This is a genomic window from Mycobacterium sp. (assembly GCF_052144515.1).
Lineage (GTDB): Bacteria > Actinomycetota > Actinomycetes > Mycobacteriales > Mycobacteriaceae > Mycobacterium.
Map to the genome: position 1 here is coordinate 1 of NZ_JBKQQD010000564.1, position 17,456 is coordinate 17,456.

The window sequence follows — 17,456 nt, forward strand, 5'->3', positions numbered from 1 at the left end:
GACCAACTCCCCGCTGGGCGCCGGTGTCGCGCCCGACCCAGCGCGGATCACGGCCGAATTTCCTTACTTCAGCTGTCCGTGACACCGCTGAGCTGCTCCCAGGGGACCTCATCCAGGAAGGTTTGCAACACTGCTTACTCCGCACGGTCAAACCGCCGCTAATTCAGCGTGACACTCGGAGTTACCCCTTCGTGCGGAAAACCGGAAACCGCCTACCGTGATGCGTAGATCAGCTAATCAGATTCTCATCTTTGTGGCGGATCCGCCACTCGTCCGCCATTACTGTGAGAATTCCGCCATCTTGGATGAGAACCGGTTTCCGGGCGTGTTTCGCTCTTTCGGGATAGCGGTGCCCGCGTCCCGGAATATGCAATGGATAAATATATACGCATGACCTAATATGGGAAGATGTCGCGAGCTGAACCGGCTCTCCCGACGACTGCGAGAGGAAGGATCCAAATGACAGCGCCGCACAAAGAGCACGTTGGCCATGACCACGCCCATCGTGAGGGGTGTGGGCATGTCGCCGTCCCGCACGGCGACCATGTCGACTATGTCCACGATGGACACCTGCACAAAGTCCACGATGGCCACTACGACGAATGTGAGGTCGGCGAGCACCGCGTTCATGAGGGGCATGACCATGTGCATGCCGAGGGGTGTGGGCATGTCGCCGTCCCGCACGGCGACCACGTGGACTACGTCCATGACGGTTGTCGTCACGCCGCCCATGAGGGCCACTACGACGAACACTGAGGATCGGCGGACGACCCGCTGTGTATGCCCCAAGGTGGGCACTGGGCCTGACGGACCTTGCAGGCCCGTCCCGTTTACGGGTCCAAGTCAGGCGATCTTGTAGTTGTACACGGTTTGTCGGCTAACGCCGAACTCCTTGGCGAGTGCGGACACGGACTCCCCCGCTACCAGGCGGGCACGAAGCTCGTCGGCCTGCTCATCGGTGAGGGCCGCTTTCCGGCCCTTGTACTTTCCAGCAGCCTTCGCGAGGGCGATCCCCTCGCGCTGGCGTTCGAGGATCATCGACCGCTCGAACTCTGCAACTGCTCCGAGCATCGAGAGCAGCAGCGTGTTCATCGGCGAATCATCGCCTGCAAACGTCAGGTTCTCTTTAACGAACTCGACCTTTCACCGGTGAGTTCCCGAACGATCCGGCGCAGGTCTTCAAGGTTGCGTGCGAGTCGGTCCATCGAGTGGACGACGAGCGTGTCGCCCTCCCGTACGTAGTCGATTGCGCGGGCCAGCTCCGGGCGGTTGGTGTCCTTCCCGCTCGCCTTGTCCTTGAATACCTTGTCCAGCTCGACCCCATCGAGCTGCCGGTCAGTGTTCTGGTCGACGGTGCTGACTCGCTGGTAACCGATCCGCTGCCCCACTTTGACTCCCTTGACTCGATGAACTGTCAATCTGGAATCTCGGATGTCGATAGACATTTGCCAATAAGTCGGGAAATTGATCCTAATTTGACACACGGAAGCGGCGTTGCAAGTGTCGCGCACGGGTGTACCCCAAATGGACGCATGGAAGGATCGCAGAGGCCCACCAGCCGTCCCCAGGACGGCATCTACCTTGGCGTCGGCTAGTCGGTTCCGATGACGCCGCAGGCAATCCGCTCCATTGCCATGCCGCCCATGCCGCCCATGCTGCTGTCCCCAGAGGTGCCGTGGAGCATCAAGGCGGTCTTGTTCCCTGCCAGCAGCTCGTCCCTGGTAAACGCATCGGTGGTGGTCACCAGGTAAGCGGAGCCGTCCGAACGTACCTCAAGCGAAGTCAGGTCGCCGCTTTCGGGCTTCCCGGTTTGTCCGGGCGCCTGGTAGTGACCGCCCGCCGACAAGAAATTGCCGGGCGGACCGCCGGTGGGAGCAACCGAGTTCGGCTCACACTTGCCGATCTCGTGGACGTGCATGGGGTGGAAACCGGGCGCCAGGATTCCAGCGGCAACCGTCTTCACGGTGACGGTGGCATAGCCATTGGTGAAATCGAAGGTGGCCGTGGCCACGTCACGGCCGTCAGCCGTTTTCAGGTGCGCGGTGAGCGATCCAGCACCGGGCGCCGGGCTGTTCGTCGCCGACGACCCTGGTGAACCACTGTTGACAGGTGGGGTGGTGCCCGGCTGCGTGCTCGGATGCTGAGGCGAACTGCATGCGCTCACGGCCACCACGGGAAGCGCCAGCAAGAGGGTGGCAACGGCGGCGAGTTTGGTCATGACGGGAGCCTAACGCCGGATTCCAGCGAAAAACACCGCTTAGCTTGACTTGCGGCATCATCGACGTTGAGTACTAGGTCGCGGTGAATTGGCTCAAGTCGTAGATGCCGAGGCTTTTTTCGATATCGGCGACTTTGTCGACCACCCCTTGGAAGCCGGTCTGGCCGAACCGGCGGTGCTCCTCGTCTTCGAAGATGTCAGCCAGGTCGCGAAACTGCTTCGCGGGCACCACGTCGCGCAACGCCGGGAAAACGACGGTGTCTTCGCGTGCCTCATGCGGCTCATACATCCGGATGAACGCCGCCATGTCCTGCACCAGGGCATCTCGCGCAGGCTGATCGGGCGCTGCTGCTGCAGGAGTGGCGGCGAGCACCCGGTCGGTGAGCGTGCGACCGCGCTGGTGCTGCGTGCGCAACACGGTGGTGATGTCGGTGAGTTTGCCTGCCTGTTCGAGTTTAGGGAAGACGTACTGCTCTTCCAGGTGTTCGTGGTAGTCCTCGATGAAACTTCGAATAATCCCCGCGCCCGCGTTGAGTGCTTGAACGGGAGCTTGATCGCCAGCCTGCAGGCGGCGGATCCCTTCTCGATAGATCAGCAATACGCGCTTGAGCACTCCATGCTCACGCATCAAGTCTTCAGGTGGAGTGACCGACACTTCCTCTTCTGCGGGTGCGCCGGGCTGGCCTGCTTTGGGCTGCGGGCCGCCGCATGCTGATAGGGCGATCACACCGGCTGCCGATATCGAGGTCCCGAGAAGCTGGCGTCGGCCTACGGCCCGGGGCGGCTGCCCTACCACGTGGTCATCATGTATTGCCATACATCCAGTGTTGGTCAGGTCAACGGCCCCGGCTCCCCGGAGATGCCTGGGTAGTTACTAAGTGGAACTACCCATGTGGTCGCGCTACCCGCTTTGCAGGCTTATTGAAAATCATTATCATTAAGGAGTCTCAGCATCGCGATCAAGGGTAGGGACTACTTAATGGACCGTGCCGCAACCGCAGAGCGGCTTACAGCCCTGCTGTCACTTCGCAACCCGCCGATCGCGCTCGCTTTCGTTGACCGGCCGCCGAAAGACATCGTGCATGTCAGCAAACCCGTTCCATCGGCGTGCACGTTCTGGCGGCGGGCCGAGCTAGGCACCTTCTACGCCTCCGCTGAGCAGCACTACAACTGCCCGATCGGATCGATGGTGATGGGCTTCGACCTCCCAGCGACTGTGAGCGAGCGGCTCGGCGGGCTGGTGCAGTCGATGTGCGACGCACGCTACCTGAGCATGGACGAGGCGGCCAAGATCCCCAACGTAGGTCGGAACAGCGTAGGCATCGTCTACGGCCCCTTGTGCGAATGCCCGCTGGACCCGGAACTGGTGGTGATCTGGGTGAACGTGGCCCAGGCCATGCTCTACAGCGAGGCCGCTGGACGTGCCGCCTGGACAGGCGCCCAAATGGACATAACGGGCCGTCCGGGCTGTGCTGCCCTCCCGCGGGCACTACACAGCAACCAGCCAGGCATGTCCCTGGGCTGCGTAGGCATGCGCACCTTCACGGAGATCAGTGATGACATGAACCTGGCGGTGATCCCCGGTAGTGCTTTGGCCGGATTCGTCGACGCGCTAGAGGGAACAGTGGATTCGAACGCCACGATGCGTTCGTACTACTCAGCGCGCAAAGCCGCCATTGGCTAACTGAACTTCCCCCGGTTTCCCGGAGACTTTCGAGGTCCGGGAAGCTCGGCCGGCACCGGCCGGCCAAGGTGCCTAGATAGTCACTAACTGGAACTGGAACCATGAGGGACGACACCGGCAACTTTGCGGATCGCACGGCAGAGGCGGCGATGCTGTCTGAGTTGCTGGCTCAGCCGTGGATGCGCCGGCTGAGAGCCGTCATGGCCGCTCGGCAGTATGCGGACGAGCACGGGCTTGAACTCACCAAAGCCCTTCGGCAAGGCATCTTTGACGTGCGGCGGGAAATGCGCGAACTCGGGTTCCCGGAGGAGGTCATCGACGCTACGCCTGGGCTCGAATTGCCGGAAGGGGACGAGCAATGAGCGATTCAGGCATACTGCCCCGAGTACGCCAACAGATAGGGGTCCGTCATCCTCCGGGTGGCGGGCCTTCCCATATGTTGATGTGTCTATCCGGGTCGGTGACAGACCGCCCCGTTGAAGGCTAGCCAGCCTTTCTGACCATCACCGTGCCGCAGCAGGTCAGTTCAGCCTGATCGCCGATGCCTGTCGGCAGCGCCGCCGTAGTCACGGTCACCTCGCAGCCGCAATCCTCATTCGAACAGCGGAACACATCGCCCTCACCTAACATCGTGCCCACCTCTTTCGCCGCATCCCCTGGTTGCCTACACCGACACGATAAAACCCGGCCCCAGTCACTGCGGTGGCGGGCCTTCCCATTGCTCGGCGGCTTTCTTCGCGTCGTCATCGGTGCTGTAGGTGCCGTGGAAAACGTGCGCGGGCACGCCACCGATCTCCTGGATCACCAGACTCACCAGAATCCACGGCTTGGCTTCGCTTGCTGCCTCGGGGCCGAAAAAGATGCGGTACTCACGGCTGCCGCTGACCGCGCGGTAGCGCTCGAACGGGTAGATCGCTTTAGGGTCTACCATTACCCAGGTCAGCATGGGCATGATTATCATTATCATCTATGATCCCGGATCGCCAGGGAACCAGATCGGCCGAGTCCGACTAGGTACCTGGGTAATCACTAAGTCGAAACACCCGGCAGGAGGCGCCAGTTTAGTCGTCGACCACCGACCTGACCGGAAACGGGCCCCTGCCGCCGGGTTTTATCCTGTCGGTGTAGGCAACCGGGGAATGCGGCGAAAGAGGTGAGCACGATGTTAGGTGAGGGCGAAGTGTTCCGCTGTTCGAATGAGGATTGCGGCTGCGAGGTGACCGTGACTACGGCGGCGCTGCCGACAGACACCGGCGATCAGGCTGCACTGACCTGCTGCGGGACGGACATGGTCAGAAGGGCTGGCTAGCCTCAACGGGACTCTGCCAATCATTCCTGGCCGCGTACATAGAGGTCGCAAATCATATTGGGCGCCAACGACTTTCGGTAGCCCCAAGCATTCCATTACATGCACGTGGGGGTACCGGAGATCCCTGAGGGATACCCGCCTTAGCGACCCTGCGCTGAGCACCGAGGCGCTCGATGAAGGGTGACCTCGGTGACGAACGGCCCCGGCTCCCGGAGGCGCCTGGTTGGCCTTGGGGGGGACCCCAATCGCGACCATGGCCGGAGGACGAGCGCAGGAAAGCGGTTGCCGACGAACTCCACAGACAGGTCAGTCCTAGCTGAGAGCCTCGGGCGTCTGGCTCGAATGGTGTCTCATATCTTTGTGTCGGAGTCACCGTGGACGCCGACGACCCGTCGTGAATGGGTCGCTCGCGAGCTGGCCGCCAAGTACGGCGACCGGTTCCTGCCACCGGAGTCGCTGACGTCGTAATCGCAGCGAGCAAAGGCGGAATCGCGTAGACACGCCAAGCGTGGATGCGATTCTGCGGCTGATGGCTTACTGGCGGGGCTGTAAGAGGGAGTAGTGGCCCTTGCCAAAGCGGGCCATTTCCGGTGCGTCGCCAGCGGACAGCAGCGTCCACGCGGGAGTGAAGCGGCGTTCGATTTCGGCCCGAGTGATGCCGTGGACGCCAAATTGCTCACCGGGATCAAGCCCGCCGATCAACAGCAGCGCGTCCGGCGCTGCCACACGGTGACCTCGCGGACATACGCGTCGCGGTCCTTGTCGGTCAGGTTATGTAAGCAGCCGTTGTCGACGATCAACGTAAACCCGGTCCCCACGCCCCGGGCCGAGCTGAGGTGGGTGACATCGGCCTGAACGAAGTTGACGGAGACCTGGCGGGCTTGCGCCTTGGCGCGCGCCTTGGCCAGCGCCCTCGGCACGAAGTCCACACCGGTGACCTGCCACCCGTGCTGCGCCAAATAGATCGACGCGTCGCCGGTACCGCACCCGATATCGAGTGCGGTGGCCGCCGGCAGAGCGGGCGAGCCGTTGCCTTCGACCAGGTCGTGCAGACTTTTCGCCAGCGGATGGCCATCCCACGGTGTGAAACCGACTCGGTACATCGCACGGAACAACATGTTTCGAGATGCCATCACTCCACGGTAAACTTCATCACTTTCCTGGTGCCAGGTAGATCTGACTGACCCGCGCATCGGCATACTGCTGCCTGATCTCGTGATGACCCGCTGCGGAGGTATTGACCGGATGCTGTTTGCCGAGGCGCTGGAAACCACGACGCGCCGCCGCTACCGCCGGATCTCGGCGCGGCACTGGCACGCTGCTACCCGCGCAAGCTCAACGGCTCCACGCTGGAGAACCACCCCGAGCGGTGGCCCGCGCCGAGCCGCTTCAACGAGAGGATGACCCGATGAGCGATCGGCTTACGGAATGGGCGGCGGCTCAGACTGGGGTGGCCAGTAACCGGTCGAGGTCGGGCGTGCGATGTCCGGTGGGGCGCAGCGCTTCCTGCAGCTGTCGGGCCAGCGAGCGCATTTCCTCGGGCGCGGCGCGGGTGTGCGCGGCGAACCACAGCTCGCCGCGGGGACTGGCCAGGACGCGTCGCCAGTAGGCGACAACGAACACGGTAGGCAAGCGGTAGAGGATGCGCAGGTTTCTGGGGATTTCGGTGGTGCCTGCGGCGCGCAGCGCCGTGAACGCCTGCCGGGTGGCACGCACCATCAGCCGCAGCGTAGCTGGGTCGGCCGCCAGTCTGGCCGGGTCGACGCCGACCCGGTACAAGGCGAAGGCGAGGGGCACCACGAAGGCGGTATGTGCCACCAGCCAGCCGTCGATGTCGACGCTGACTTCGGTGGAGAAGCCCGCTGCGCTGAACACGCCGTGGAGGTCGCGGACTCGAGGTGTCGTGCTGCCGTCCCGTTCACCGAGCATCGTCTTCTGCTGGCTGATGAGCACGTACCTGATGACTGCCCCGTCCCGGACACCACCCGCGGCGGAGAAGCCGAACAGGGCACGGTTGCCGAGGGCGGCCGTCAACTCGGCCTGCCGGCCGGCCGTGTTGCCGAAGAACAGCACGTCCGAGCCGTCGCTCATGGCGGCCAGGACCGGCAGGGTGCTGGATAGCTGCTCGGCGCGGACCGGGACCAGGACCAGGTCGTAGCGCTCGTCGGCGCCGGCCTCGCTGACGGACGGCACCGGCAGCACCGTGCGCTGTCCGGACTGCGCCTCCTCCAACACCAACCCGTTAGCCCGCAGGTCTGACAGGCGCCGCCCGCGGGCCACCAGGACCACCTCGTGTCCAGCTTGCCGCAGCTTGCCCGCGTACACGCTGCCGATCACCCCAGCGCCAAACACCAGAATCCGCACCAGCGCACCTTTCCTTCGGAGCTACGGTCTCGCTTGTCAACCGGAACCCCGATGAAGGACGCGGTCCACGCCTGCCGTTCCGCAGCGCGATCGCTCATCGAGTCCGCCCAGGCTCGCTGGCGTGCCGTGAATGCACCACACCTCGTCGGCCTCGTGCGTGCCGGCGCCCGCTTCAAGAATGGGAAACTCGTCGAACGACCCGACGAATCCGGAGCTGACCCGCAAGTCGCATGACACGCCGATTGCCGGGTCTTGACGACGACTGACGCCAGACAATGGCCGGCCTGCTCTCGAACTTATCCGTTTGTTTCGGTTGGGCTGGCCTGGGCTGCGCTTGCCAGGAGCGCGAGTGTCTGGCTGATGGCGGGTTTGTTTCTTCGGGGCCAGCCCATAGCAACCAGCAGGAGCCGACCGGCCAGGGGCCAATAGCTGTAGTCGAAGGTTTCGGTGACTCGGGTGCCGGATTGGGTGGGCTGCAGTTCGAAACGCCAGTGCTGCGGTTCGAAGTGACGCCAGGCGATCAGGCGGTTCTCCTCGAACTCGACGACCCGGTTGCGCACCCGGTAGGGAAAACTCCACAAACGCATCGACATGACGAACTCCGACCCGAGGCCCAGGCGGTCGGGCCCGTCAAGGCAGCGCCGGAGCATGTGCGAACCGTCGATTTCGACGTGCCGCCGCGGATCGGCGAGGATGTCGAAGATCCGGGACACGGGTGCGGCGATCTCGATCGACTCGGACACCACCGGTTGGCCGAAGATCGTGACCCCTCACTCCTGACGTTCCGCCACCAAGCCTCTGGTATCTGATGGTGGCCACCAGGAGTCATTATTACACAATATAGTGGTATGGTGTACCTGTGTCGCAGCGGATCCCCTGCACTCCCGCGCAGATCGGTAAGCCCGCGCTGGCCGAGCGGCCGTTGATCACACCCGAGCAGGCCAACCAATTGGTCGTGTTGTTCAAGGTGCTCGGCAACGACAGCCGGCTGCGGCTGCTGCACGCCCTGCACCGCGGCGGCGAGGTCGCGGTCGGGCAGCTCGCCGACCTGGTCGAGATGCGGCCACAGGCGGTGTCGAATCAGCTGCAGCGGTTGGCCGATCGGGGCATCGTCGCCGCGCGGCGGGACGGGAACCGGATCCTCTACTCGATCGCGGATCCCTGTGTGCCGAGCGTGCTCGACCTGGGGATCTGCCTCATCGAAGAGACGGCGGTGGGTCGCGATGGCCCGCACTGACCGGTCGGACAAACACCGGATCCGGATCGGTGAGGCCCAGGTCGCCTACCTGGACCAAGGGTGCGGGACGCCGCTACTTCTGCTGCACGGTTGCCCGTTCTCGTCGTTCATCTGGCGCGGTGTCATCGCCCGGTTGGCCGACCGTCTCCGTTGTCTGGCACCGGATCTGCTCGGTCTCGGCGACACCGAAACACCCCCGGACGCGGACTGGTCGCTTCCCGCGCAGGCCCACATGGTGCTCGGATTCCTTGACGCACTCGACATCACCGAGTGCGCGGTCGTCGGGCACGACCACGGCGCGGCGATCGCGCAGCTCCTGGCCGCGTCTCACCCGGAACGGATCACCCGATTGGTGCTGACCAACGCCGAAGCCTACGACAACTGGCCGTCGGCACACGAGCTGCCGTTCGTGCGCGCCACCCAGATCCCTGGACTGGGCCGGGTGGTGTTGTGGGCGTGGTCGCGACGCCAGCTGTTCCGCTGGGCGCTCGCCCAGGGCCAAGCGGTACACGATCGTGCCGCGCTGACCGACGAGCTCGTCGACGGCTACATCGCCGCCAACCTCGCCACCGCACACCGCCGGGCCAAGACCCGCAGGTTCCTGGCAACCCAGCTCGATGTGGGAAACCAGGCCCACACCCGCCGCCTCGCCGTCACGCTACACCGATTCCACGCCCCGACGCTGATCCTGTGGGCCGAACACGACGTCCACTTCCCAGCCAGCTGGGCACAGCGGCTCCGCGCCGACATTCCCGGCGCCCGCCGCGTCGAGATCCTCCCCAACACTGGACACCTGCTGATGGAGGAACAACCCGAACGTTTCGCCTCGCTAGTCGCCGAATTCCTCACCGCCACAAGCGCACCCAATCACGGGGCGCAACCGTGTTGACCGCCGTGATCGGCGTGCACATCGCTGCGGGACTCGCTGCGACCCTTGCCGGGGCTGCCGCCATGTTCGCCCCCAAACGCCCGGGCCCACACCCGCGCCGCGGGCAGGTCTACCTCACCGCCGTCGGCGTTCTGTTCGGCACCGCGCTTGTCATCGTCGCGGCCCGGCCGCATGTCGCCTATCTGCTGTTGCCCGGCGGCCTCGCACTCACCACCGCCGCCACCGGATACATCGCCCGACGGATCCGGTGGCGGGGCTGGCTGCGCCACCATCTCACCGCGATGGGCACTTCCTACGTCGCGCTGCTGACCGCCTTCTACGTCGACAACGGGCCGCGGCTTCCGATCTGGAACCTGCTGCCGCCCATCGTTTTCTGGTTCCTGCCCACGGTCGTTGGGTTACCGCTGATCGGCCGCGCTCTGCACAACCACCCAAGCCCGCCCAGCGGGGTCACAGCCAACGAGCGGCTGGCATGACCCAACGAGCCTCGACCGCGACCCGTCTGGTGTTCGTCTACAACGTCGACGCCACACCACTGAGCATGTTGCGAGACATCTACTCGGCGATCACCACCGGGACTACCGACTGCCATCTCTGCGACATCACCTACTCGGGGCTCATCAAAGACAAGACCTGGCGACGCTTCGTCGCCAACCTCGGCCTAGACGTCGACTTCCAGTTCAGATCGACATTTCGCGCAGCTCACCCCAACTTCGACGTCGACTGTCCCGCCGCCTTCCTCGAAACAACCGACGAAGAACTGACCCAACTCCTCACATCCGACGAAATCAACGCCGCCCACGACCTCACCCAACTCAAACAAATCGTCACCAACGCCCTTCACCGCAACGGGCTCTGAACCGGCTGAAGACTCACTCGCGATGAAGGAGCACGCTCCCGTGGCGCTCACCCTGAAGCAGGCCCGTTCGGTCTACGACCGGATCGGACGCGTCCAGGACTGGCAGGCCTTCTATGAGGACGCGACTACCGACCGGCTCGTCGCCAACGCAGCCCTGGCCGCAGACCAGACGATTTTCGAGTTCGGGTGCGGCACCGGCCGGTTGGCCGCGCGCCTACTGGGGGCGCTGCCTGAAAGCATCAACTACCTCGGCGCCGATCTCAGCCCGGTGATGATCAACTTGGCCACCAAGAGGCTCACCGCGTGGGCGCAGCGCGCCCAGGCGGTGCTGGTCGACGGCTCACTACCGCTGCCCGCCAAGGACCGGTTCGCCGACCGTGTGCTGTCCACCTTCGTGTTCGACCTGCTCGACGCAGACTACGCGCGTGCCGTCCTGGACGATCTGCGTCGGATTCTGGCCCCCGAGGGCCGCCTGTGCCTGGCCAGCCTTACCCACGGAGACGGGCGGCTCGAAAGGGCCGTCTCCCAAGCGTGGAACGGGCTGTGGCGCATTGCCCCCCAGCTGGTGGGAGGGTGTCGCCCCATCACCATGCACGCCCTGCTGGGCTCCGACTGGCAGATCCAGCATCACTCACAAGTGCATCGTTGGGGACTTGTCACCGATGTCGTCATCGCCGCTCCAAGCGAATGCCAACAGTGACACCGCGCCCTTGACAGGTGATGCGCTCGTCAGTTGCCCGCGCGCGCACCCGATAGCCGATCCCTAGCCGGGACCAGTGGTACACACTCGAATTGAACACCAGATAGGCGCACTACATGCCGTGCTCGCCGGTGAATCCTTCTGGGGAGCAGTGTTATCCGTAATGCTGGCGCCGACGTCTGTAGTTGACGTTGTCATCATCACGCCGGCGACCCCTCCGACCAACGATGAAGGCGTCGGTCGGACTGGTAACGAAGTGTCGGCGACGGACGGCGACTGGGTCGCGTAAGGACCGACTGGTTCAACCCCAGTATCGCGCAGCAGCATAACCGCAGTTCAAAGCCTATACTTAGACTCACTTCATAAAGAGTAAAGACGATACCAGGACAACGGCAGGCTGAACCGACGAAAGGTTCGCCACCATGAACACCACCCCTCGCGCAGGCCGCCGCTGCGCGGACTTCGTCGTTGTCGTCGACCGCTGTGCACCGCTCGGTCGTCACGACCGACGAGTGACCGAGAAGTGTCTGGACCACACGTTAGGTTGCGGCTGCCGCGGTAGGCGCGGGTCGCATGGCGGTGGCGGAGTTTGTGCAACGAATAGTCCACGGGCAGCGCCTTGCCGACGAGCTTCCCCAGGCTGCCCCAGCCTGCTGGCTCGGGGAGAACCTAGACAAATCGTTCACCTGAAATTCTTTGGCATCGCCGTTGCTGACTGTGGTACAGAAGGCTTGCGACTTTCGTTGTCAGCTCGTTAGGAGGGGTCAGAGATGAATGTCACACGGAGTTTTGCCGTAGCCGCCACCTTCGCCGCTGTCGCTGTCGGGGTAGCTACTCCCGCGTCCGCCGTTCCCGAATTGAGTGGCCACTACATCGAAACCGAAACCGCTGCCAACGGCCGAAGCGCGACCGACGATTGGTACTTCGCTCCCTGCGGTGACGGATGCGCCTCAGTAGCTCGCAAAGGTGTAAAGGCTTTTGGGCAGGCGCATTTGGTTGGCGGACAATGGATACTTGATGTCACGGGTGAGACCGCAATGTGTCAGGACAATACCCAGGTTCCCAATGCTCTCTCCGCGCACTACACGTGGGACCCAAGCACCCTGGCCGGCACAGTGCAGACAACCGCTGACGCGCCTGAATGCGGCGATGCGGCAGGCTACCAGGTAACCGACAACATCCAATTGCGGCAGGCACACTGACGCTGGGCTGGTGACTGTGAAGTTCGCCGACGGGACGCGGCGATTCTTCAACCCGGACGACCAAGTCGAAACCAGACCGGAATGACCGAACCCGCCGTACGAAAGGAGCCCGACGAGACGCGCGCGTCTCGCGGATCACCCGAACCGCCGCGAGACAGAATCGTGGTATGAAAATCGCCATTAGCGGTGCAGGTGTGGCCGGTGCAGCGGTCGCGCACTGGTTGCACCGCACCGGTCACACCCCGACGCTGATCGAACGGGCCCCGAAATTCCGCACCGGCGGCTACATGATCGACTTCTGGGGCGCCGGTTACCGCGTGGCCCAGCGCATGGGAATCGAGGAGCAGATCCTGGATGCGGGTTATGACGTGGAATGCGTCCGCTCCGTCGGGCCAGGCGGCGAGACCAAAGCGGAGTTGGGCGTCGACGTCTTTCGACGCATGATCGGCGACGATTTCACCAGCGTGCCGCGCGGCGACCTAGCGGCCGCAATCTATGCCACTGTCGAGAACGACGTCGAGACCATCTTCGGCGACAGCATCGCCACCATCGACGAGCACGAGGGTGGCGTCCACGTCACGTTCGATCATGGCCAGCCTCGCAACTTCGACCTCGTCATCGGTTCTGACGGACTGCATTCCAACGTGCGTCGTCTGGTGTTCGGGCCGGAGTCGAATTTCGAGCATTACCTCGGCTGCAAGGTGGCCGCGTGCGTGGTCGATGGATACCGGCCGCGCGACGGATTGAAGTACGTCACCTACAACACTTTCGGTAAGCAGGTGGGCCGGTTCGCGCTGCGCGAGGACCGCACAATGTTTCTGTTTGTGTTCCGCGCCGAACACTGCAGCGCCGGTGCGACACCAAAGGAGCAGTTGCACGATCAGTTCGGCGAGGCCGGGTGGGAGTGCCCACGCATCCTGGCAGCCGTCGACGACGTCGACGACCTCTACTTCGACGTTGTCAGCCAGATCCGCATGGATCGCTGGTCGCGGGGCCGGGTGCTGCTGATCGGCGACGCGGCCGCGTGTATCTCACTGCTCGGCGGCGAGGGCACCGGCCTGGCGATCACCGAGGCCTATGTGCTGGCGGGCGAACTTCATCGCGGCGACGGCGACCATCGGCGCGCGTTCAACGCCTACGAGACGCGGCTGCGCCCGCTCATCCGAGACAAGCAATCCAGTGCGGAGAAGCTCATCTCGTTCTTCGCCACGCGGACCCGATTCGGGCTCTGGTTTCGTAACATAGCGATGCGCATGATGAACTTCGGCCCGCTGACCACCCTGTTCGTCGGCGGCGTGCGCGACGACTTCGAGCTGCCGGAATATCCGATATAGCTATCGACGAGTTTCGCCGAGCCGGCGGCAACGGTTGAGCCGCCCAATGGGCGATCCACGGGTGTTCCGCACAAGCAGCGGCGGTGCAGCGCTACCCATGCGCCACCTCGCGAAGCTGGTCGAATCCGTCAAGCTCGAACGTCTTTCGCCAATCCGCGCCGCCAAAAGCGAACCGATCACACGGAAGCTTCGCGAGCACCAGCGCGCGCAACAACTGCGAAGCCGACACCACCACCGCAGTACCCGACTTCAACGCTTCCTCATGCTCATACACCCGCGCCTCGATCGCGCTTCAAGGGGTATCGGCCGGGGTGGTTTGGCCCTCCCTTCACCGCATCCGAGCTGCGGTTATGTGCGAGGATTCGGAGGAGCGAAAAATTTCCTCCGGCAACGCCCTGGAAGGAAGGTATCTGAATGGCCGACGTGATATGCCCGCCCCGGATATGCGGCCTATCTGGGCTATGCAACCGCGCTGTGCGGATGGCAGTCCTTGGTCCCATGTGACCGTGCGCGCCGACGCTGACTGCGCCTAATCCGTTGTGCGCCAACCGGCCTCCTCTAGCGGGGTCGGTCGCGGTCTTGTCGTGATGGGACTACCCTGAACCGAGAAGACGTTTCGGCCCCAAATGATCGTCAAAGGAGACGTGTCATGACCCTCCGGGAAGACCTGGACGCGCTGGCCGAGGCCGCCATCGATGACTTGGCGCGCGCGATCGCCGGCACCGAAAGTCCGAGCGGCCAACAGCGGTTGCAGGCCAGGGCCGCCGTCGACTCCATAGCCGTCTACGTCACCGCCTGCACCGAGCACGACGACGCCTCCAGACACTCCCCGCCCTTCGTGGGACTGTGATCGGGCGTTGACACGTCAAAACCGGCCCCGTGAGGCCCGGTCGGTGGTTTAACCGCAGGAGCTGGCGTTTGCTCTCTGGTACTCCCTGCGGGTAGCCCGCCTGAACAAAGGTTCCGTTTCCGGTCCGGGTCATCCCGCAGAGACGGCACCGCGCTTGATCTGGACAAGCGGCTGTCCGGTGTCCGAGTCGGGTTGCGTCACAGCCGAGCAATCGAACGCTAGCCCGATTATCCTTCCGTACCGTGATCCCTGAGCCGTTCCGCTGCGCTGCAAGAGATCTAGTTCGCTACCGCCTTGCGAGCGAGTCGATGTGGTTACGTCGCGAGGGCGATTCCGACGATCCTCGCACCTGGCAACTGCTGAGAACTATCCGCGATGCCAGCTTCGGAAGCATTGACGATCCTGGTCTTCAAGACATCAAGCTGTTAACCGTTTCATTTCATGATGAGACACCCGAATGGGTGCTTAATCCGACTGACCAAGTCGAGTTCGCCATCCCTCGGCCTGTTCATGTTCCAGAGTCGTGACGGTGCCGGTTGAACCGGTTCCCCTGCGCGGAGAACAGTGGGACGATCTCCGTCATGGGAGATTGCGATGCAGCCCAGGCTGTGGAGCTGGTCCGTGCTTTGCGCGATCAACTGCGCGAGATGACTACCCGGCTGGGCCGGGCCGAACACCAGCTCCTGCGGGTGACAGCCTGGAACCGCTCGGCACGCGCGCAACGGCTGGAAGCAGCCGCTCTGCGCCGAGACATCGCCGAGGCAAATAGCCACATTGATCGGCTTCAGCGCCACCACCTGAGCAGCGACGAGCGCACCCAACGGCGTCCAGCCGCAGGACAGCCGCGGCCCCAGTCGGACTACGTGACGATTCGGTTCTGACCGGCGCACCCGCTTGCCCGTCCCGTGGGTGATGGCGTTTCCGCTGTTCAGGAAACGAACAAGGAGAACTGCAATGGCAGCCAAGTTCGAAATCAGCAAGGACAAAGCCGGCAAATACCGGTTTCACCTCAAGGCGGCCAACGGCGAGTTCATCGCCGCCAGCCAAGGTTACGAGACCAAGGCCAACGCCGAGAAGGGCATCGAGTCGGTCAAGACGAACGCTCCCGACGCGAAGGTCGCAGACCTAACCGAACAGGAGCCCGCGCACAACTAGCGCGTATCACCATTCATCGTCGCACGGCGCGAGTACACCGCGCGTGCGCAAGTAGCAGTGTGCCACTGGTTCAATCCCAGTATCGCGCACCACATAACTGCAGTTCAGGGTATATTTTTGAGGGCTGCGGCAAGGGCTGCAACCAATACGCAACCAATCGACCAGGGTTCGGCCTAGCCGCAGGCTCCGGGTCGGCGCCGCTAGATACGATGCCCGAGTGACTACGCCGCCGCCTCCGGGTTCGGTCCCAAGGGACGCTGTTGGTGCCCATTTGCCTGTGCACTTCGCCTCGCACCCGGAACTTCCGCTGTTTCTTTACACTAGCGAGATCTGGCATCCGGTCGCGGCGGCGACAAAGGATCGCTCGCCGGAGGGTCGATTAGTCGTAAACGTCCGGTTCAGTGACGGCACAGATGACATGGTCCTCAACGCCGACGAGGGAATAACGATCGCAACCCCTCCTGAGGCCGGTTGACCGCCGCTCTCCCCAGACCCTTTTGCAGTCACCGTGGCCGGCTGGAAAGTCCACACGTAGCGAACGCTCACGGTGCACGCGGTGGCGCGCACAGTTCTCGCCAACGACTGATCGCCTTCTCGATGACGATTAACGCCGCGAATCCGGTATTCAGAAGCGTGTCGGGGTCGGCCTTCGCGCTGACCGTCAATTTCCCCGTCTCCTCGTCCTGCTCGTGGACCTCCCAGTTTCCCACCGCCGGCCACGACAGGCCGTGGGCGAAGCCGCTCAGGTATTTCCACGCGACCACAAGATTTCTCGCAGCGTCGAAACCACCCGGTGGGGCCGGGTCGAGTGCCGCTGCGGCTGCTTGCACGATGCTGGTGTCATTCGTTTTGTGAGGGCGACCGCGGAACGCTTTAACGGTGATACGGCCGCCGTCCTGCGGTGACAACTCGTTGACCCGCTCAACGATCCCCTTACGGGCGGTGAGCGGCGGTGCGCGCCGCCGGTCTTGTCCGGCATTGATCGGCGTGGATAGCGTGCCGTATGTCGGTTCACGGGCTGGATACCGGATGACCTGCGCTGCGTGCCGAAGGCTACCCGGTCATAGACGAGGACGCGGCACACCTGACACCTGCACAGCACGATCACATCAACGTTTATCTGGACATGTTGCCAAATCGTTATGGGATTGCCCGACGGTTTCTGCGGCTTCAGGTGGGTCGCGCCGCGGCATCCGGCGAGTGTGACGTCGTGGTCGGCCCCGCAATTGCCTGAGTAGTTGCGTTTCCGGAACGGAGCCGGGTGGAAGTCCTTGCGCTGCTGCATCATTGGCAAGGCGTGTGAGGAGGCTGTTCACCGGGATTGCGATGCCGTTTTGCTGTCCGAGCCGGACGATCACGCCGTTGAGGTAGTCGGTCTCGATGTTTCCGGTTCGTCGTTGCAGGCTCTGCCACGACGAGGAGCCGCCCGGTCGGCGGTCCGCCGATGATCGCCGCCGATCAGGTGTCGGGCTGGTCTGATCGGACGGATTCACCGAGCTCGGTGAGAAGGTCGCGGATCTGGGCGGAGTCCACGGTGCACCGGGAGTCCAGAGCCGAGACAGTGTCGACCAGCGGAGCTGCCCTGATCGCCGCAGACTAGAGCGACCCACTTTCCTGCACCTCCAGCGGCATCGTGGATTCCAAGATCCACAATT

General features: G+C 63.6%; 23 protein-coding genes and 3 pseudogenes. 14 read left to right on the forward strand and 12 right to left on the reverse strand.

Translation table 11 applies throughout. The features are described 5' to 3' along the window. Window positions 1–459 precede the first annotated feature (459 nt). The gene (locus ACLP9N_RS38580; RefSeq protein ID WP_442412320.1) at window positions 460–756 is read left to right on the forward strand and encodes a hypothetical protein; all 297 of its coding nucleotides are present in this window, start codon (window positions 460–462) and stop codon (window positions 754–756) included. Window positions 757–843: 87 nt separating this feature from the next. Here ACLP9N_RS38580 and ACLP9N_RS38585 read toward each other — a convergent pair. The 3 genes and pseudogenes from ACLP9N_RS38585 to ACLP9N_RS38595 all read right to left on the reverse strand — a co-directional run bounded on the left by ACLP9N_RS38585 (window position 844) and on the right by ACLP9N_RS38595 (window position 3,035). Beyond that, a pseudogene (locus ACLP9N_RS38585) lies at window positions 844–1,445 on the reverse strand (recombinase family protein). A gap of 146 nt (window positions 1,446–1,591) precedes the next feature. Beyond that, window positions 1,592–2,218: a superoxide dismutase[Cu-Zn] gene (gene sodC / locus ACLP9N_RS38590; protein WP_442412321.1), complete on the reverse strand. Its 627-nt coding sequence runs from the start codon at window positions 2,216–2,218 to the stop codon at window positions 1,592–1,594. 73 nt (window positions 2,219–2,291) lie between these two features. Beyond that, complete coding sequence (locus ACLP9N_RS38595; RefSeq protein ID WP_442412322.1) at window positions 2,292–3,035, reverse strand: hemerythrin domain-containing protein; 744 nt, start codon at window positions 3,033–3,035, stop codon at window positions 2,292–2,294. Window positions 3,036–3,197: 162 nt separating this feature from the next. Between ACLP9N_RS38595 and ACLP9N_RS38600 the strand changes: the two genes are divergently transcribed. Then, window positions 3,198–3,902, forward strand: coding sequence for a DUF169 domain-containing protein (locus ACLP9N_RS38600; protein ID WP_442412323.1), 705 nt, complete (start codon window positions 3,198–3,200; stop codon window positions 3,900–3,902). 101 nt (window positions 3,903–4,003) lie between these two features. Beyond that, window positions 4,004–4,264, forward strand: a complete 261-nt coding sequence (locus tag ACLP9N_RS38605) for a hypothetical protein (RefSeq protein ID WP_442412324.1) — start codon at window positions 4,004–4,006, stop codon at window positions 4,262–4,264. Between the two features lie 121 nt (window positions 4,265–4,385). Here the strand turns inward: ACLP9N_RS38605 and ACLP9N_RS38610 are convergent, their stop codons facing one another. Next, complete coding sequence (locus ACLP9N_RS38610) at window positions 4,386–4,532, reverse strand: hypothetical protein (RefSeq protein WP_442412325.1); 147 nt, start codon at window positions 4,530–4,532, stop codon at window positions 4,386–4,388. A gap of 64 nt (window positions 4,533–4,596) precedes the next feature. Next, window positions 4,597–4,854: a hypothetical protein gene (locus ACLP9N_RS38615; RefSeq protein ID WP_442412326.1), complete on the reverse strand. Its 258-nt coding sequence runs from the start codon at window positions 4,852–4,854 to the stop codon at window positions 4,597–4,599. Window positions 4,855–5,556: 702 nt separating this feature from the next. Between ACLP9N_RS38615 and ACLP9N_RS38620 the strand changes: the two genes are divergently transcribed. After that, the gene (locus ACLP9N_RS38620; RefSeq protein ID WP_442412327.1) at window positions 5,557–5,679 is read left to right on the forward strand and encodes a hypothetical protein; all 123 of its coding nucleotides are present in this window, start codon (window positions 5,557–5,559) and stop codon (window positions 5,677–5,679) included. A 66-nt stretch (window positions 5,680–5,745) separates the two neighbouring features. On the opposite strand, the pseudogene ACLP9N_RS38625 reads toward ACLP9N_RS38620, so the two are convergent. From ACLP9N_RS38625 to ACLP9N_RS38635, 3 genes and pseudogenes are all read right to left on the reverse strand, one after another. Beyond that, window positions 5,746–6,344 (reverse strand): annotated as a pseudogene (locus ACLP9N_RS38625) (class I SAM-dependent methyltransferase). A gap of 307 nt (window positions 6,345–6,651) precedes the next feature. After that, window positions 6,652–7,575 (reverse strand): ketopantoate reductase family protein, encoded by a 924-nt coding sequence (locus ACLP9N_RS38630; protein WP_442412328.1) that lies wholly within the window; start codon window positions 7,573–7,575, stop codon window positions 6,652–6,654. Between the two features lie 296 nt (window positions 7,576–7,871). Beyond that, entirely contained in the window at window positions 7,872–8,321 is a 450-nt protein-coding gene (locus ACLP9N_RS38635; RefSeq protein ID WP_442412329.1) for an SRPBCC family protein, read from the reverse strand. Window positions 8,322–8,434: 113 nt separating this feature from the next. On the opposite strand from ACLP9N_RS38635, the gene ACLP9N_RS38640 reads away from it, so the two are divergent. From ACLP9N_RS38640 to ACLP9N_RS38660, 5 genes are read left to right on the forward strand one after another with little or no spacing between them, the layout of a single operon-like run. Beyond that, a complete protein-coding gene (locus ACLP9N_RS38640) occupies window positions 8,435–8,812 on the forward strand; it encodes an ArsR/SmtB family transcription factor (protein WP_442412330.1) in 378 nt (125 codons plus the stop codon). Then, window positions 8,799–9,701 carry an alpha/beta fold hydrolase gene (locus ACLP9N_RS38645; RefSeq protein ID WP_442412331.1) on the forward strand — a complete coding sequence of 301 codons (903 nt, stop codon included), beginning with the start codon at window positions 8,799–8,801 and terminating at the stop codon, window positions 9,699–9,701. Before ACLP9N_RS38640 ends, ACLP9N_RS38645 begins: the two co-directional genes overlap by 14 nt. Beyond that, complete coding sequence (locus ACLP9N_RS38650; RefSeq protein WP_442412332.1) at window positions 9,695–10,177, forward strand: hypothetical protein; 483 nt, start codon at window positions 9,695–9,697, stop codon at window positions 10,175–10,177. Before ACLP9N_RS38645 ends, ACLP9N_RS38650 begins: the two co-directional genes overlap by 7 nt. Further along, entirely contained in the window at window positions 10,174–10,560 is a 387-nt protein-coding gene (locus ACLP9N_RS38655) for a hypothetical protein (RefSeq protein ID WP_442412333.1), read from the forward strand. Before ACLP9N_RS38650 ends, ACLP9N_RS38655 begins: the two co-directional genes overlap by 4 nt. Before the next feature lie 22 nt (window positions 10,561–10,582). Beyond that, a complete protein-coding gene (locus ACLP9N_RS38660; protein ID WP_442412334.1) occupies window positions 10,583–11,260 on the forward strand; it encodes a class I SAM-dependent methyltransferase in 678 nt (225 codons plus the stop codon). Window positions 11,261–11,697: 437 nt separating this feature from the next. Here ACLP9N_RS38660 and ACLP9N_RS38665 read toward each other — a convergent pair. Next, window positions 11,698–11,899 (reverse strand): annotated as a pseudogene (locus ACLP9N_RS38665) (tyrosine-type recombinase/integrase); the annotation flags it as partial. A 131-nt stretch (window positions 11,900–12,030) separates the two neighbouring features. Between ACLP9N_RS38665 and ACLP9N_RS38670 the strand changes: the two are divergent. Next, window positions 12,031–12,462 (forward strand): hypothetical protein, encoded by a 432-nt coding sequence (locus tag ACLP9N_RS38670; protein ID WP_442400793.1) that lies wholly within the window; start codon window positions 12,031–12,033, stop codon window positions 12,460–12,462. A gap of 167 nt (window positions 12,463–12,629) precedes the next feature. Continuing rightward, complete coding sequence (locus ACLP9N_RS38675; RefSeq protein ID WP_442412335.1) at window positions 12,630–13,796, forward strand: FAD-binding domain; 1,167 nt, start codon at window positions 12,630–12,632, stop codon at window positions 13,794–13,796. 91 nt (window positions 13,797–13,887) lie between these two features. Here ACLP9N_RS38675 and ACLP9N_RS38680 read toward each other — a convergent pair whose 3' ends face one another. After that, on the reverse strand, window positions 13,888–14,070 hold the full coding sequence (locus ACLP9N_RS38680) for a hypothetical protein (protein WP_442412336.1): 183 nt from the start codon (window positions 14,068–14,070) through the stop codon (window positions 13,888–13,890). A gap of 375 nt (window positions 14,071–14,445) precedes the next feature. Between ACLP9N_RS38680 and ACLP9N_RS38685 the strand changes: the two genes are divergently transcribed. The 3 genes from ACLP9N_RS38685 (at window position 14,446) to ACLP9N_RS38695 (ending at window position 15,801) form a co-directional block, all read left to right on the forward strand. After that, window positions 14,446–14,646 carry a hypothetical protein gene (locus tag ACLP9N_RS38685; RefSeq protein ID WP_442412337.1) on the forward strand — a complete coding sequence of 67 codons (201 nt, stop codon included), beginning with the start codon at window positions 14,446–14,448 and terminating at the stop codon, window positions 14,644–14,646. Window positions 14,647–15,227: 581 nt separating this feature from the next. Beyond that, complete coding sequence (locus tag ACLP9N_RS38690; RefSeq protein WP_442412338.1) at window positions 15,228–15,527, forward strand: hypothetical protein; 300 nt, start codon at window positions 15,228–15,230, stop codon at window positions 15,525–15,527. Between the two features lie 73 nt (window positions 15,528–15,600). Then, a complete protein-coding gene (locus ACLP9N_RS38695) occupies window positions 15,601–15,801 on the forward strand; it encodes a YegP family protein (protein ID WP_442412339.1) in 201 nt (66 codons plus the stop codon). 542 nt (window positions 15,802–16,343) lie between these two features. On the opposite strand, the gene ACLP9N_RS38700 is transcribed toward ACLP9N_RS38695, so the two are convergent. Both ACLP9N_RS38700 and ACLP9N_RS38705 read right to left on the reverse strand, forming a co-directional pair. Then, entirely contained in the window at window positions 16,344–16,631 is a 288-nt protein-coding gene (locus tag ACLP9N_RS38700) for a hypothetical protein (RefSeq protein ID WP_442412340.1), read from the reverse strand. A gap of 279 nt (window positions 16,632–16,910) precedes the next feature. Further along, on the reverse strand, window positions 16,911–17,411 hold the full coding sequence (locus ACLP9N_RS38705) for a ketopantoate reductase family protein (RefSeq protein WP_442412341.1): 501 nt from the start codon (window positions 17,409–17,411) through the stop codon (window positions 16,911–16,913). Between the last annotated feature and the right edge of the window lie 45 nt (window positions 17,412–17,456).